At 73.8% G+C, this 14,367-nt stretch carries 15 protein-coding genes; 3 read left to right on the top strand and 12 right to left on the bottom strand.

Going from position 1 to position 14,367, the window contains the following annotated elements:
* Positions 1 to 61: 61 nt before the first annotated feature.
* Positions 62 to 757, bottom strand: coding sequence for a DUF4191 domain-containing protein (locus tag AB0H37_RS28960; RefSeq protein WP_179833709.1), 696 nt, complete (start codon positions 755 to 757; stop codon positions 62 to 64).
* A gap of 46 nt (positions 758 to 803) precedes the next feature.
* Positions 804 to 1,730: a lipoyl synthase gene (lipA, locus tag AB0H37_RS28955; RefSeq protein ID WP_179833710.1), complete on the bottom strand. Its 927-nt coding sequence runs from the start codon at positions 1,728 to 1,730 to the stop codon at positions 804 to 806.
* A 206-nt stretch (positions 1,731 to 1,936) separates the two neighbouring features.
* Here lipA and AB0H37_RS28950 point away from each other — a divergent pair, with 206 nt between their 5' ends.
* On the top strand, positions 1,937 to 2,437 hold the full coding sequence (locus AB0H37_RS28950) for a DUF1877 family protein (protein ID WP_329093406.1): 501 nt from the start codon (positions 1,937 to 1,939) through the stop codon (positions 2,435 to 2,437).
* Here the strand turns inward: AB0H37_RS28950 and lipB are convergent.
* From lipB to AB0H37_RS28910, 8 genes are all read right to left on the bottom strand, one after another.
* The gene (gene lipB, locus AB0H37_RS28945) at positions 2,419 to 3,132 is read right to left on the bottom strand and encodes a lipoyl(octanoyl) transferase LipB (RefSeq protein ID WP_229809893.1); all 714 of its coding nucleotides are present in this window, start codon (positions 3,130 to 3,132) and stop codon (positions 2,419 to 2,421) included. The two genes, AB0H37_RS28950 and lipB, sit on opposite strands and share 19 nt — an antisense overlap.
* A gap of 37 nt (positions 3,133 to 3,169) precedes the next feature.
* A complete protein-coding gene (locus tag AB0H37_RS28940; RefSeq protein WP_179833712.1) occupies positions 3,170 to 3,907 on the bottom strand; it encodes a peptidase E in 738 nt (245 codons plus the stop codon).
* Between the two features lie 85 nt (positions 3,908 to 3,992).
* Entirely contained in the window at positions 3,993 to 4,880 is an 888-nt protein-coding gene (locus AB0H37_RS28935; protein ID WP_179833713.1) for a TIGR01777 family oxidoreductase, read from the bottom strand.
* 127 nt (positions 4,881 to 5,007) lie between these two features.
* Positions 5,008 to 6,501 carry a 2-oxoglutarate dehydrogenase, E2 component, dihydrolipoamide succinyltransferase gene (gene sucB, locus AB0H37_RS28930; protein ID WP_360616387.1) on the bottom strand — a complete coding sequence of 498 codons (1,494 nt, stop codon included), beginning with the start codon at positions 6,499 to 6,501 and terminating at the stop codon, positions 5,008 to 5,010.
* A gap of 36 nt (positions 6,502 to 6,537) precedes the next feature.
* Positions 6,538 to 7,929, bottom strand: coding sequence for a dihydrolipoyl dehydrogenase (gene lpdA / locus AB0H37_RS28925; RefSeq protein ID WP_329093401.1), 1,392 nt, complete (start codon positions 7,927 to 7,929; stop codon positions 6,538 to 6,540).
* 160 nt (positions 7,930 to 8,089) lie between these two features.
* On the bottom strand, positions 8,090 to 9,622 hold the full coding sequence (locus tag AB0H37_RS28920; RefSeq protein WP_360616386.1) for a leucyl aminopeptidase: 1,533 nt from the start codon (positions 9,620 to 9,622) through the stop codon (positions 8,090 to 8,092).
* Positions 9,623 to 9,694: 72 nt separating this feature from the next.
* The gene (locus AB0H37_RS28915; RefSeq protein ID WP_360616385.1) at positions 9,695 to 10,453 is read right to left on the bottom strand and encodes an adenosylcobinamide-GDP ribazoletransferase; all 759 of its coding nucleotides are present in this window, start codon (positions 10,451 to 10,453) and stop codon (positions 9,695 to 9,697) included.
* A 16-nt stretch (positions 10,454 to 10,469) separates the two neighbouring features.
* On the bottom strand, positions 10,470 to 11,414 hold the full coding sequence (locus tag AB0H37_RS28910; RefSeq protein ID WP_360616384.1) for a bifunctional adenosylcobinamide kinase/adenosylcobinamide-phosphate guanylyltransferase: 945 nt from the start codon (positions 11,412 to 11,414) through the stop codon (positions 10,470 to 10,472).
* 67 nt (positions 11,415 to 11,481) lie between these two features.
* Here AB0H37_RS28910 and AB0H37_RS28905 point away from each other — a divergent pair, with 67 nt between their 5' ends.
* Positions 11,482 to 12,378 (top strand): thioredoxin domain-containing protein, encoded by an 897-nt coding sequence (locus AB0H37_RS28905; RefSeq protein ID WP_360616383.1) that lies wholly within the window; start codon positions 11,482 to 11,484, stop codon positions 12,376 to 12,378.
* Positions 12,379 to 12,415: 37 nt separating this feature from the next.
* Positions 12,416 to 12,613 (top strand): hypothetical protein, encoded by a 198-nt coding sequence (locus AB0H37_RS28900; RefSeq protein WP_179833720.1) that lies wholly within the window; start codon positions 12,416 to 12,418, stop codon positions 12,611 to 12,613.
* Positions 12,614 to 12,678: 65 nt separating this feature from the next.
* Here AB0H37_RS28900 and AB0H37_RS28895 read toward each other — a convergent pair whose 3' ends face one another.
* A complete protein-coding gene (locus AB0H37_RS28895) occupies positions 12,679 to 13,680 on the bottom strand; it encodes an aldo/keto reductase family protein (protein ID WP_360616382.1) in 1,002 nt (333 codons plus the stop codon).
* Between the two features lie 95 nt (positions 13,681 to 13,775).
* The gene (locus AB0H37_RS28890) at positions 13,776 to 14,351 is read right to left on the bottom strand and encodes a DUF3043 domain-containing protein (protein ID WP_229809894.1); all 576 of its coding nucleotides are present in this window, start codon (positions 14,349 to 14,351) and stop codon (positions 13,776 to 13,778) included.
* Positions 14,352 to 14,367 lie beyond the last annotated feature (16 nt).

Here is a 14,367-nt window from a genome sequence, read left to right as displayed (position 1 = left end):
GGAGCGGAAAGCCGGCCGAAAACGAGAAAGCGCCCCCGAGGGGGCGCTTTTCCATGGGACGTCAGCGCAGTTTGGGCTTCGGGCCCTTCGGCATCTTGGCGCCTCTGGGCATCGGGCCCTTCGGCATCTGCATCGACCGGGGGAGCGCCTGGAGCCGGTCGTTCAGCTCGGCGACCTGCCCCTTGGTGAGGTTGCGGGGGAGCTTCATCAGGTGGCGCTGAAGCTTGTCGACCGGGACCTGGCCCTCGTCGTCGCCGACCTGCACGTCATAGATCGGCACCTGCTGGGCGGCGCGGGAGATGCGCTTCTTCTCCGCGCCGAGCAGCGGGCCGACGCGGCTGCGCGGGCCCTCCGAGACGAGCACCACGCCGGGGCGCCCCACCGCGCGGTGCACCATGTCGAGGTTGCGGTTGCCGCTGACCGCCTCGGTCACCGACCAGTTGCCCCGCATGTTCTTCAGGATCGCGGCGGCGGCGCCGGGCTGCCCGGCGATCACCTTGTACTGCGCGCGCTGCGCCAGCTGCCCGAAGACGATCATGCCGACGGCGAACGCGGCGAGGATGCCCAGCGGGATGAAGAACCACAGCTGGCCGATGAGCAGCCCGATGAGGATGACGACGACCAGCGCCCCGATCGCGGAGGCGAACACGATCGGCAGGGCCTTCGGGTCGGCCTGGCGGAGCACCTGGGCGACCATGCGGATCTGCTTGAGGCGCCCTGGACTCTCCTGGGCCCCGTCCGTGGGCTTTTTCGACATGCGTCCAAGGATAGTCCGGTCGGGCCGCCGTCCCGACAGCCGGTCGTCAGCCGCGCGCGGAGACGGCCTGCTTGTAGAGGCGGCCGGCGCGGTAGCTGGAGCGCACCAGCGGCCCGGACATCACGCCCGCGAAGCCGATCTCCTCGGCCTCGGCCGACAGCTCCACGAACTCCTCGGGCCTGACCCACCGCTCCACCGGGTGGTGGCGGGGGCTCGGCCGCAGGTACTGGGTGATCGTGATGAGCTCGCAGCCCGCCTCGTGCAGGTCGCGCAGCGCCTGCGAGACCTCCTCGCGGGTCTCGCCCATGCCGAGGATCAGGTTCGACTTGGTGACCAGGCCGTCCTCGCGCGCCCGGGTGATGACCTCCAGGGAGCGCTCGTAGCGGAACCCGGGCCGGATCCGCTTGAAGATCCGCGGCACGGTCTCCACGTTGTGCGCGAGCACCTCCGGCCGGGACGAGAACACCTCGGCGAGCTGCTCCGGGACGGCGTTGAAGTCGGGGATCAGCAGTTCGACGCCGCAGCCGGGGACCGCCGCGTGGATCTGCCTGACGGTCTCGGCGTACAGCCAGGCGCCGCCGTCCTCCAGGTCGTCGCGGGCGACGCCGGTGATGGTCGCGTACTTCAGCCCCATCGTGGCGACGGACTCGGCGACGCGGCGCGGCTCGTCCCGGTCCAGCGCGGCGGGCCTGCCGGTGTCGATCTGGCAGAAGTCGCAACGCCGGGTGCACTGGTCGCCGCCGATGAGGAACGTGGCCTCGCGGTCCTCCCAGCATTCGAAGATGTTGGGACAGCCGGCCTCCTGGCACACCGTGTGCAGGCCCTCGGACTTCACCAGGCCGGTGAGCTCGCGGTACTGCGGGCCCATCCGCATCCGGGTCTTGATCCACTCGGGCTTGCGCTCGATCGGGGTCTGGCTGTTGCGCGCCTCGACGCGCAGGAGCTTGCGTCCCTCAGGTGTCACCGTCGTCACGCGTCCCAGCGTACGTCCCGATCAGCGGTACCGGCACACCGGCGGCCCCGCCGGCGGGAGCAGCATCGAAGCCGTATCGGACCGATCTCGAACGTATGACGGTACTCCGCCGGTGCAGCCGATTCGCGTGTTTCGGCCATCTTCATCAAGGGATCTCTCTAGGGTGACTCCCTGTCGTCACGCAACAGCTCAGCAGGAGGACCACCGTGGGTCTGGCAATGTCGTACCTCAGGGTGCCGCCCGTGCTGGAGGGAGAGCCCGACCCCGGCCGGATCGCGCGCCACGTCTTCGGCGACGCGAACTGGCGGCGGCGCGGCGCGGCCGCGATGTTCGAGCTCGGCTGGGCGTGGCAGGCGATGCACTACCTCGTCACCGGCGACCCGTGGGAGGGCCGCCAGCCCGAGGCCGACGTCGTGTGCGGCGGCAGGCTGCTCACCGAGGACGGCGCCGACGAGCTCGGCATGGACGTCATCTACCTCGCCCCCGAGCGGGTCAAGCCCGCCGCCGACCACCTGGCCGCGACGCCGTTCGCCGGGATCGCCGGGCGCTACGACCCGGCCGCGATGGTGCGGGCCGGCGTCCAGGACGCCGGGCGGCTGGACGACGCCGCGCGCGAGCGGGTCTTCCAGCCCGCCTACGCGGGACTGGCCGAGTTCTTCCGGCTCGCCGCCACCGACGGCCAGGCCGTCTACAAGGTGATGGCCTGACCGACGATCCCGAGCTGCGCCGTGGTGCGGTGGAACGTCTCCGCCGCGCCCAGCGCCGCCGCAAGACGCCGTTCGACCAGCGGGACGATCTCGGCGACCGTCACCTCCCGGCCCAGCTCGCGGCTCAGGTTGGTCGACCCGACGTCGCGGATCCCGCAGGCGACGATCTTGTCGAACCAGCCCATGTCGTTGTCGCAGTTGAGCATGAAGCCGTGCATCGCGACGCCGCGCGCCACCCGGATCCCGATCGAGCCGATCTTGCGGTCCGGGGTCCCGCGGACCCACAGCCCGCTGCGGCCCTCCACGGTCGCCGTCTCCAGCCCGAGCTCGGCGCAGACGTCCATCATCATCCGCTCCAGCAGCCGGACGTAGCCGACGACGTCCGGCGGGTCGGGCAGCCGGACGATCGGGTAGCCGGTGAGCTGCCCGGGGCCGTGCCAGGTGATCTTCCCGCCGCGGTCGACGTCCACGACCGGGGCGCCGGGGTCGCCGAACGGGCGGTCGAGCGCCTCCGTCCGCTTGCCCGCCGTGTAGACGGGCCGGTGCTCCAGCAGGAGGACGGTGTCGGGGATCGCGTCGTCCGCCCGCAGCGCGTGGGTGCGCTTCTGCAGCTCCCACCCGTCCTCGTAGGGGACGGCCGCCTCGCCGAACCCCGCGTGCACCACCACCAGCTCGCGTACGTCCACATCGCTCACACGGGCCAGCTTATGTCGTGATCGCCCAGACCGCTCCTCAGAAGGCGGCGAGCAGCCGGGGCTCCAGCCGGTACTCCTTGGCCGTCCCCGGCCCGTCCGGCTCGATCCTGTAGGCGCCGGCGTCCCGCCGGTAGGAGACGGCCTGCACGAACTCGGTGCCGACGTAGTGCAGGCCCACCGCCTCGTCGGCCGCGTACCCGCCCGGCAGGGTCCCCTCGCCGACGAGCTGCTGGAGCAGCGGGCGCCGCTGCGGGTCGCTGTCGTAGTGGACGCCGCACGAGTACGGCAGGAAGCCGAGGCCGTCGGTCAGCGGCCGCAGCTGCGGCCCGAACGAGTCGGTGTTGCCGCCGGAGTGCCAGCACAGCGCGCCCGCGCTCTGCCCGGACAGCACGACGCCCTCCTGCCACGCCTCACGCATGATCTCGTCGAGGCCGTGCAGCCGCCACAGCGCCAGCAGGTTCGCGACGCTGCCACCCGACACGTAGAGCAGGTCCTGGCCGAGAAGGTGCGCCCGGACGTCCGCGACGTTCGGCATCGGGAACAGCGCGAGATGGCTGACCTCGGCGTCCATCGAGGAGAACGCCGCGTAGGAGCGCGCGATGTAGTCGGCGCCGTCGCCGACGGCGGTCGTCAGGAAGCACACCCGGGGGCGGTCCTGGCCGGTCAGGTCGAACGCGTAGCGCAGCAGCGGGCTCGCGGCGAGCCCCTCCCGGCCGTCCGGTACGAACGTGCCCCCGCCGATCGCGAGGATGTGCGGCTGTCCGTCGGTGCTCATGCATCCCCCTCGTAGGCCGTCCCGTCTGAATGTCACCGTATGACTACCGAAGGGGATCGGCCGGGACTTTGACGATTCTTGGGGCTCAGAGGACGGCGGCGACCGCCGACCCGACGTCCTCGTGCGCGAACCGGAACCCGGCGTCCAGCAGCCGGCGCGGCAGGACCCGCTGGCTGACCAGCGGCCCCTCGTCGGCGAAGCCGCCGAGCGCGGCGCGCAGCGCGAACTTCGGGACCGACAGCCGCGCCGGACGGTGCAGGGCGCGGCCGACCGCCTTGGTGTAGGCGTCGTTGGTCACCGGGTTCGGGGCGGTCAGGTTGACCGGTCCGGCGATCTCGGTGTCGATGAGGAACCGCAGGGCCGCGACCTCGTCGGGGAGGGAGATCCAGCTCGTCCACTGCCGGCCGTCGCCGAGATCGCCGCCGACGCCGAACCTGAACAGCGGGAGGGTGCGCCCGAGGACGCCCCCCTCGCGGGCCAGCACGACGCCCGTCCGCGGGTGCACGACCCGGACCCCGGCCTCGCGCGCGGGCGCGGCCGCGGCCTCCCAGTCGCGGACGAGGCCGGCGAGGAAGCCCTCACCGGCGGGAGAGTCCTCGTCGACCTCCCGGTCGCCGGTGTCGCCGTAGTAGCCGATCGCCGACCCGCAGACCAGCACGCGGGGCCGGGGCGAGGCCGCCGCGATCGCCTCGGCGAGCGTACGGGTGCCGACCAGGCGGCTGTCGCGGATCTTCTGCTTGTACGCCTTCGTCCACGGCCGGTCGCCGACCCCGGCGCCCGCCAGGTGCACGACGGCGTCGGCGCGCTCCAGCGACTCCTTGTCGACGCAGCCGTCGGCGGGCGACCAGCGCGCCTCGTCGGGGCGGGACGGCTCCCTGCGCACCAGCCGGACGACGTCGTGGCCGTCCCCCCGAAGCGACTGCACCAGCGCCGAGCCGATGAGGCCCGACGAGCCCGTGACGGTGACCCTCATACCCCCAGCGTAGAGGGGCGGCGCCGCCGGACACCGGACTCTCCGGCGGGTCCCGCGTTTCCCCGGACGCGCGGGACCCCGCCGGCCCTTGCGGGCGCGGCGGGGTCCGGCGGGCGTGCGGAAGGGGTCAGAGGCCGAGCTCGGCCTCGAAGTTGCCCTCCTCCAGGCGGTGCTTGACCGTGGCGAGGAAGCGGGCCGCGTCCGCGCCGTCGATCAGGCGGTGGTCGTAGGTCAGCGCGAGGTAGACCATCGACCGGACCGCGATGACCTCGCCCAGCTCCGGGTCGTCGATGACGGCCGGGCGCTTGACGACGGCGCCGGTGCCGAGCATGCCGACCTGCGGCTGGTTGAGGATCGGGGTGTCGAACAGGGCGCCGCGGCTGCCGGTGTTGGTCAGCGTGAACGTGCCGCCGGCCAGCTCGTCCGGGCTCACCTTGTTGGTGCGGGTGCGCTCGGCGATGTCGGCGATCCGCTGCGCGAGGCCGCCCAGGTTGAGCTGGCCCGCGTTGTGCACGACCGGGACCATCAGGCCGCGCTCGGGCACGTCCACCGCGATGGAGAGGTTCTCCACCTCGTGGTAGGTGACCTCGTTGGTCTCGCCGTTGATGACCGCGTTCAGCTTCGGGTGCGCCTTGAGGGCCTCGACCGTCGCCAGCGCGAAGAACGGCATGAACGACAGCTTGACGCCCTCGCGGGCCTGGAAGTCGGCCTTGGCCTGCTCCCGCAGCCGCGCGATCTTGGTGATGTCCACCTCGACCACGGTGGTGAGCTGCGCGGACACCTGCAGCGACTCGACCATGCGGCGGGCGATCGTCTGCCGCATGCGCGACATCTTCTCGGTCCGGCCGCGCAGCGCCATCTGCTCGGCGGGGGCGCCGGCGGGCGCCGGGGCGGCGTGCCGTCCGGCGGGGGCCGGCGCCTGGGACGGGGCAGGCGCGGGGGCGGGGGGCGCGGCCTGCTGCTGGGCGGCCTGCTGCTGGGCGGCGCGGGCCGCCTCCAGGACGTCCTGCTTGCGGATGCGGCCGCCGACGCCGGTGCCCTTGACCGTGCCGAGGTCCACGCCGTGCTCGGCCGCGAGCTTGCGCACCAGCGGCGTGACGTACGGGCCCTCGCCCGGCTCCGCCTTCTGCTGGGCGGGCTGCTGGGCGGCCGGGGCCGGCGCGGGCGGCTGCTGCTGCTGGGCCTGCGGCTGCGGTGCCGGGGCGGGCGCCGGGGACGGCGGGGCCGCGGGCTGCTGCTGCGCCGGCGGCGGCCACGCGGCGGGCGGCGGGGCCTGCTGCGCCTGGGGCTGCTGCGGAGCCTCCTGCTGCTGCGGGGCCTCCTGCCGGGGCTCCGCCTCCTGCTCCTCGGCGGCCGGGGCGCCGCCGCCGGACGGCGCCTCGCCCTCGTCGCCGATGACGGCCAGTTCGGCGCCGACCTCGACGGTCTCGTCCTCGGCGACGGTGATGCTGGTGAGGATGCCCGAGGCGGGGGAGGGGATCTCGGTGTCGACCTTGTCGGTGGACACCTCCAGGAGCGGCTCGTCGGTCTCGACGCGCTCGCCCTCCTTCTTGAGCCAGCGGGTGACGGTGCCCTCGGTGACGCTCTCGCCGAGCTGGGGCATGGTGACGGAGACCGGCATGTCTCAGCGACTCCTTCGGAATACTTGTGCGGCTTCTCAGCCGTGCACGTGCAGTGGTTTGCCGGCGAGGGCGAGATGCGCCTCGCCGACCGCCTCGGACTGGGTCGGGTGGGGGTGGATCAGCTGGGCGACCTCGCCGGGCAGGGCCTCCCAGTTGTAGATGAGCTGCCCCTCCGCGATGAGCTCGCCGACGCGTGCGCCGACCATGTGGAGGCCGAGGACGGGGCCGTCCACGGCCGCGATCACCTTGACCTCGCCCTGCGTCCCCAGGATCTTGCTCTTGGGGTTGCCGGCCAGGTCGTAGGTGACCTCCTTGATCTCGTACCCGCGCTCACGGGCCACGGCGGACGTGATGCCGACCGAGGCCACCTCGGGGTCGGAGTAGGTGATGCGAGGGACGCCGTCGTAGTCGATCGGCGGCGGGGCGAGCCCGCTCAGCCGCTCGGCGACGAGGATGCCCTCGGCGAAGCCCACGTGGGCCAGCTGGGGGGTCGGGACGAGGTCGCCGACCGCGGAGATGGTGGGGACGCTCGTCCGGCAGTACTCGTCGACCTTGACGAACCCGCGCTCGGTCTCGACGCCGGCCTCGGCCAGGCCGATGCCGTCGGAGACCGGTCCGCGGCCCACCGCCACGAGCAGCAGCTCCGCGTCGATGGTCTTGCCGTCCTCCAGGGTGACGGAGACGCCGCCCTGCGTCGTCTTGGCGGTCTGGAACCGGGTGCCGAGCTCGAACTTGATGCCGCGCTTGCGGAAGGCGCGCTCCAGCCGCTTGGAGCTGGTCTCCTCCTCCAGCGGGAGCAGGTGCGGCAGCGCCTCCACGATCGTGACCTCGGCGCCGAACGAGCGCCACACGCTGGCGAACTCGACGCCGATGACGCCGCCTCCGAGGATGACGACCGAGCCGGGGACGTGCTCCAGCCGCAGCGCGTGGTCGCTGGAGATGACGCGCTCGCCGTCGATGTCCAGGCCGGGCAGCGACTTGGGCGCCGACCCGGTGCCGAGCACGATGTGCCCGGCCTCGATGCGGCGGGTGCCCTCGGCGGTGTCGACCTCGACCGTGGTGGGGCCGGCCAGCCGCCCGGTGCCGTGCACGACCTCGATGCCCCGGGACTTGATCAGCCCCGTGAGGCCCTTGACGGTCGTCGAGACGACCTTGTCCTTGTAGGCGTTCACCCCGGCGACGTCGATGCCCTCGAAGGTGGCCTTCACGCCGAACTTCGCCGCCTCGCGCGATTGGTCCGCCACCTCGGCCGCGTGCAGCAGCGCCTTGGTGGGGATGCAGCCGCGGTTGAGGCACGTCCCGCCGAGCGCCTCGTCCCGCTCGATGAGCGCGACCGACCTGCCGAGCTCGGCGGCGCGCAGCGCGCACGCGTATCCGCCGCTGCCGGCACCCAGGACGACGATGTCGAAGGGGCCGTTGTCTGCCACTGGACGCTCCCTTTCCCCGGTTGTGGCGCCGCGTGGATCGCGGCGACCTGAGCGGGGCGGGGCGCACCGGCAGCCCGGGCCCCCACCGCCACAAGAAAAACCTATTCTGTTCTCCGCCCGCTCACAGCGGGCGGGGCCCCTGCGGAATTCCCGTGGCCCCCTACAGGACGCCCGCGGCGACGTCTTCGGCGAGCTGGACCAGTGTGCGCGCCGCGGCGCCGGTGCCGCCCTTCGGCGTGTACCCGTACGGCTCGCCCTTGTGGAAGGCGGGGCCCGCGATGTCCAGGTGCGCCCACTTGACGCCGTCCGGCACGAACTCCTTGAGGAACGTCCCGGCGACCAGCATGCCGCCCCAGCGCTCGCCGCTGATGTTGGCGATGTCGGCGACCGCGGAGTCGAGGCCCTTGCGCAGCTCCGGGGGCAGCGGCATGCCCCAGGAGGGCTCGCCCGCGCGCTCGGCCGCCGCGACGACCTTCTCGCGCACGCCGTCGTCGTTGGCCATGACGCCGGTGGTCCGGGTGCCGAGGGCGACGAGCTGCGCGCCGGTCAGGGTGGCGACGTCCACGATGAGGTCGGGGGAGTCCTCGCCCGCGCGGACGAGGGCGTCGGCCAGGACGAGCCGGCCCTCGGCGTCGGTGTTGAGGACCTCCACGGTCGTGCCGCCGTAGATGCGCAGCACGTCGGACGGGCGCTGCGCGGTGCCGCTCGGCATGTTCTCGGCGAGGGCGAGGTAGCCGACGACGTTGACCGCGGGGCGCAGCTCGGCGATGGCGGCGAGCGCGCCGAGCACCGCGGCCGCGCCGCCCATGTCGGACTTCATCCAGTCCATCGCGTCGGTCGGCTTGAGGGACAGGCCGCCGGAGTCGAACGTGATGCCCTTGCCGACGAGGGCGAGCGTCTTGGACGCCTCCGGGTGGGTGTAGGCGAGCCGGACGAGCCGCGGCGGGTTCACCGACCCCTGCCCGACGCCCGCGATGCCGCCGTACCCGCCCTCGACGAGGGCCTTCTCGTCCAGTATCTCGATGGCGAGGCCGGTCTCGGCGGCGACCCGCTCGGCCTCGCCGGCGAAGTCCTCGGGGGACAGGTGGGACGGCGGAGTGTTCACCAGGTCGCGGACGAGCGTGACCGACGCGGCGAGGGTGCGGGCGCGCCCGAGGGCGGCCTCCTCGGACACGGGCGCGACCAGGCGGATCTCCTCGACGGGGCCCTTGCGGCCGTTGCCGGTGCGGAAGGTGTCGAAGGAGTACGCGCCGAGCAGCGCGCCCAGCGCGACGGCCTCGACGTCCTCGGCGCCGGCGGCGGGGAGCGCGACGGCGACCCGGGCGGTGCCCGCGAGGGAGCGCACGGCGGCGCCGGCGGCACGGCGCAGATCTTCGGCGGAGGGGTCCTCGCCCAGCCCGGCGGCCACGATGACCTTGGCGGGGACGGCGCCGAGCGACGGCAGCCTGGTCACCTCACCGGCCTTGCCGGTGGCGCCGAGCGCGCCCAGGGCGTCGGTGAGCCTGTCGTCCATCGCGCGGTCGAGGGCTTGCGCGCCGTCGGCCGGTGCGGCACCCGCCTCGGCGGGGACGACGCCGATCACTATCGCGTCGACGTCGAGGCCGGTCAGGTCTGCGCTGTCAAGGCTGATGCTCGTCACGTAGCCCGATGTTAGTCCTCCTGGTGACCGGTTTCGTCCTTTTGGATCAAGCATTGCCCGCCCGGGGCGCTCCCGGGCCCGGGCGGCGGCGCGGCCCGGCGGATCCTCGCCGCGGCCGCCGCGCCCTCAGGGCAGCGCCGCGAACGCGATCAGGGCGGCCGTCGCGGCGACCTCGACGAGGGCGCCGAACACGTCGCCGGTCACCCCGCCGAGGCGGCGCACGGCACGGCGGAGCGTCAACTGGGCGGCGGCCAGCCCGGCGGCCACCGCCGCCGCACCGTGCAGGGCGCCGCCGGGGCCGCCGACGGCCAGGCCCGCGGCCGTCGCGGCCGCCAGGACGGCGGCCGTGGCGGCGAGCGCGGCGCGTGTCGGCACGGTGCCCGCCACCAGTGCCCCGAGGCCGCCGGGACGCGCGGACGGCACGCCCGTGCGGCAGGCCCACGCGAGCGCCAGCCGGCCGGTGACCGACGCGACGAGCGCGGCGAGGGCGGGATGCGGGGCCGACGCCAGGGCGGCCACCTGGATCAGCAGCGTCAGCAGGAGGGTGACGACGCCGAACGGGCCGATGTCGGACCGCTTCATGATCGCCAGTGCCTCGGCGGCGGGACGCCCGCTGCCGAGGCCGTCGGCGAGGTCGGCGAGACCGTCCAGATGCAGGGCGCGGGTGACCGCCGCCGCGGCGGCGACCGCGAGCGCCGCCGCGAGGAGGCCGGACAGGCCGAGCGGACCGCCCGCCAGCAGGACCAGCGCGGCGGCCCCGCCCGGGATCAGGCCTGCGGCGGGTGCGAGCAGCATCGCCGAGCGCGCGGCGTCCCGGTCGACCCGGCCCGTGCCCAGCGGGACGACGGTGAGCAGCGTGACCGCCAGCCGCAGGCCGGCGGTCATCGGAGATCCATGACGGTCACCGGAGCTCCATGACGCGGCCCGCGACGACCAGCGCCGCCTCCTCGGACTCGGCCGCGAGCCGCTGGTTGGCCCGGCCGAGGACGTCCCGGAACGCGCGCCCGGACACCGTCGTCGGCACCAGGGACAGGCCGACCTCGTCGCTCACCGCGACGACCCGCGCCGCCGTGCCCCGCCAGGCCGCGACGAGGGCGTCCACCAGCGGCTCCACCCGGGACGGCTCCTCCCAGGCGTCCGTCTCGGACATCGCGGCCGCGAGCCAGGTGCCGATGCCGTCCACCAGCACCGGGCCGGTCGCCGACGCGAGCGCGCCGGCGAGCTCGGTCGTCTCCGCGGTGCGCCACCACGCCGGACGGCGCAGCCGGTGCGCGGCGACGCGGTCGGCCCATTCGGGGTCGTCGTCCCGGACGGGGCCGGTCGCGATGTAGAGGACGTCCGAGCAGGCGGCCAGGCGCAACTCCGCCTCGGCCGACTTGCCCGACCGGCTTCCGCCGAGGAGCAGCGTCCGGAACGGGCCGTGCTCGGAGCGGTTCCAGTAGGCCATGCGCCGCTCCAGCTCGGACGGCGAGGACAAGCGGTGGTCGAGGTGAACGGCCATGACCCGCGTCCGCGGCGTCACGGCCCCGGTGTGGCGCAGGTATCCCAGATGGTCCGGCGATCCGGCCAGGTCCAGCAGCACGGCCTCGTACTCGACGCCCTCGGACGGCTCCGGCCTGGCCCCCGGGCCCGCCGCCACCAGCGCGCGCCCTCCGCCGGGCGCGAGGACCTCATAACCGCCGGGCACGTCCGTCCGCGGCAGGTCCTCCAGCGCGACGCCGTCGACGGCGGCGGTGAACGGCTCGTGCCGGACGCCGACCGCGCGCAGCCGGCCGCACGACGCGCACCGGCATCCCGGCGCCGGCCAGCCCTGTGCGGCGGCGACGCCGCGAAGCTCGATGTCCATCCCGCCGCGAACTCTACGGTTACCCTCGGCTGGAAGGATCACGACGCCCCTTCTGGAGGAGTTTCCGGTGGGTACCCCCCCGAACGCGCCCTGGCCCCCGCAACCGGGCCAGGGCGGGCAGCAACCGCCCTACGGCCCACCCCCCGGTCCGCCGGGCGGGCCCGCGCCGGGACCGCCCCCGGGCCCCGGATGGCGGCCGGGGCCGCCTCCGCCGCCCGGCATGCCCGCCGCGCCCCCGCCCGGGCGCCGCGGCGGCGGCCTGGTGATCGCGCTGGTCGGGGCGGGACTCGTCCTGGTGCTGGCGGTGGCGGCCGTCTTCGTCCTCCTCGTCCGCGGCGGCGACGACGGAGGAGGCGACGGCGACGTGGGCCCGATGAGGGTCGGCAAGATCGCCGGCGGCGCGGAGGCCACGCCCCTCGCGGACGGGAGCCTCGCCATGGCCCGGCCGGGCGTCACGGCGCCGGTCGTCGACATCTACGAGGACTTCGCCTGCCCGCCCTGCGGTGCCTTCGACCGCAAGCACGACCCGATGCTCAAGCAACTGGCCGTCGAAGGGCGCGCCAAGGTCGTCTTCCACCCGATGCTGATCTTCGGTGAGGCCACGCAGCCGGCCCATGACAACTCGCTGCGGGCCGCGGCGGCGCTGCGCTGCGTCACCGACGGCGCCCACTGGCTGTCCTACCAGGACGCCCTCTACGCCCATCAGCCCGCGAACGAGAACGCCACCGGCTACGTGACCCAGGACCTGCTCTCCTATGCGGAGCCGCTGGGGCTCACGAGCGACGAGTTCACGTCGTGCGTGAAGGGGCAGCGCCACGCCGGCAGCGTGAAGACCGTCAGCCAGGGCTACATCTCGTCCGGGATCCAGGGGACGCCGAGCGTGCGGGTCAACGGGCGGACGCTCAGCCAGTCCGACACCGAGAGCCCCGACGCGCTGCGCCGCGCCATAGAGGCCGCCGCCTGACCGGCTAGTCTCACCGCGACGAGGGAGGTCGAGGGCGATGGCGTGGAGCTGGCGGCTGGAGAAGGCCGACGGGCGGACGATCGGCATGTCGGAGGAGACCTTCTCCACCCAGGCGGACGCGGAGAGCTGGCTGGGGGAGAACTGGCGGGGGCTGCGCGCCGAGGAGGTCGACAAGGTGACCCTGCTGGACGGCGACAGCGTCGTGTACGGGATGAGCCTGCACGATCCGGAGTGACCGGCGGGAAGGACGACGAGGGCCGCGAAGCGTCGTGCTCCGCGGCCCCCGGTGTCTCGCCGGGCTCAGGGGCGCCTGCGGGGGCTGACGGTCTTGGCCGGGTCGCGGATGACGGTCCCGCCGAGGATCTCGTCGATCCGCTTCATCACGTCGGCCTCCAGCTTCACCCCGGCCGCCCGCACGTTGTCGGCGACCTGCTCGGGGCGGGACGCGCCCACGATCGCCGCCGAGACGTTCGGGTTCTGCAGCGTCCAGGCGATCGCGAGCTGCGCCATCGACAGGCCGAGGTCGTCCGCGACCGGCCGCAGGTTCTGCACGCGGGTCAGCAGGTCGTCGTCCAGGTAGCGCTTGATCATGTCGGCGCCGCCCTTGTCGTCGGTGGCGCGCGACCCCTCCGGCAGCGGCTGCCCCGGCTTGTACTTGCCGGTCAGGACGCCCTGCGCGATCGGCGACCAGACGATCTGGCCGACGCCCTCGCGCTCGCAGAGCGGGACGACCTCCTCCTCGATGACCCGCCACAGCATCGAGTACTGCGGCTGGCTGGAGACGATCCGGTCGAAGCCCATCTCGTCGGCGATCTTCAGGGCGCGCTCGATCTCCTCGGCCCGCCACTCCGACACCCCGACGTAGAGGACCTTGCCCTGCCGGACGAGGTCGTCGAAGGTCCGGAGGGTCTCCTCCAGCGGGGTCTCGTAGTCGAACCGGTGGGCCTGGTACAGGTCCACGTAGTCGGTCCCGAGGCGGCGCAGGGAGCCGTGGATCGACTCGAAGACGTGCTTGCGGGACAGGCCCCGGTCGTTCACCCCGGGACCCGTCGGCCAGTAGACCTTGGTGAAGATCTCCAGCCCCTCGCGGCGCTGCCCCTTCAGCGCCCGCCCGAGGACCTCCTCGGCGCGCGTGCCGGCGTACACGTCGGCGGTGTCGAAGGTGGTCACGCCCTCGTCGAGGGCCGCCCGCACGCAGGCGCGCGCCGCGTCCTCCTCGACCTGCGAGCCGTGGGTGAGCCAGTTGCCGTACGCGATCTCGCTGATCTTCAGGCCGCTCCGGCCAAGGTTTCGGAACTCCATGGGCCCGACCCTAGCCCCGCGCCGATCGTGCGAGGCGCGGCGGACGTTCCCGCCGGCCGCGCTCCCCGGACCGGTCCCTCAGGCCCTGGTCCTTGTCATACCTTGTCCTTCTCGCCGAGGCGCACCCGCGGGTTCGGGATCCGCAGCCGGCGGATCTGCATCGCGCGCATCGCGGCGTACATGCCGACGCCCTTGGCGTCCTCGCCGGGGTAGCGCTCGACGGCCAGCCGCTTGATGCCGCGGCTCAGCAGGAAGCCCTCCGCGAACACCACCACGAGCAGCAGCGGCGGCGCGAACAGGACCAGCAGCCGGGCCGCCGGGATCGGCAGCAGGCTGAGCAGCACGATCGCGAACATCGCGTACATCAGGTAGGAGCCGACCGTGCGCCGCGAGTCGACGTAGTCGCGGGCCATCCGGCGCACGGGGCCCCTGTCCCGCTTGAGCAGGTGCTTCTCGTCGCCCTTGGCCATGCCCGCGCGCGCCTTGGCGCGATCGGTGGCCTGCCGTTCCCGCACCTTCTTGTAGGCCTCCTTGCGGGTCGCCGGCGCCGTGATCGGCTGTCGGCGGCGCTTCTCGGCCTCGCTGCGCTTGGGCGTGGGACGGCCCTTGCCGTCGGGCTTTACTACCTGAGGAGGATCCGGCGGGGCCTCCGGGGTACGACGCTTGAACACAGGGATCAGCCTACCG

It is taken from the genome of Actinomadura sp. NPDC023710, assembly GCF_040639875.1.
Taxonomy (GTDB): Bacteria; Actinomycetota; Actinomycetes; order Streptosporangiales; family Streptosporangiaceae; genus Spirillospora; species Spirillospora citrea.
Note: the sequence above shows the minus strand (reverse complement) of the source record. Positions and strands in the feature narration are given on the sequence as shown.

Coding starts and splice junctions, on each gene's coding strand:
- sucB (WP_360616387.1), bottom strand. CDS start 6,501: ATGCCGGTCTCCGTCACCATGCCCCAGCTCGGCGAGAGCGTCACCGAG.
- AB0H37_RS28940 (WP_179833712.1), bottom strand. CDS start 3,907: ATGAGCACCGACGGACAGCCGCACATCCTCGCGATCGGCGGGGGCACG.
- AB0H37_RS28960 (WP_179833709.1), bottom strand. CDS start 757: ATGTCGAAAAAGCCCACGGACGGGGCCCAGGAGAGTCCAGGGCGCCTC.
- AB0H37_RS28920 (WP_360616386.1), bottom strand. CDS start 9,622: ATGCTTGATCCAAAAGGACGAAACCGGTCACCAGGAGGACTAACATCG.
- AB0H37_RS28915 (WP_360616385.1), bottom strand. CDS start 10,453: ATGACCGCCGGCCTGCGGCTGGCGGTCACGCTGCTCACCGTCGTCCCG.
- AB0H37_RS28910 (WP_360616384.1), bottom strand. CDS start 11,414: ATGGACATCGAGCTTCGCGGCGTCGCCGCCGCACAGGGCTGGCCGGCG.
- AB0H37_RS28895 (WP_360616382.1), bottom strand. CDS start 13,680: ATGGAGTTCCGAAACCTTGGCCGGAGCGGCCTGAAGATCAGCGAGATC.
- AB0H37_RS28900 (WP_179833720.1), top strand. CDS start 12,416: ATGGCGTGGAGCTGGCGGCTGGAGAAGGCCGACGGGCGGACGATCGGC.
- AB0H37_RS28935 (WP_179833713.1), bottom strand. CDS start 4,880: ATGAGGGTCACCGTCACGGGCTCGTCGGGCCTCATCGGCTCGGCGCTG.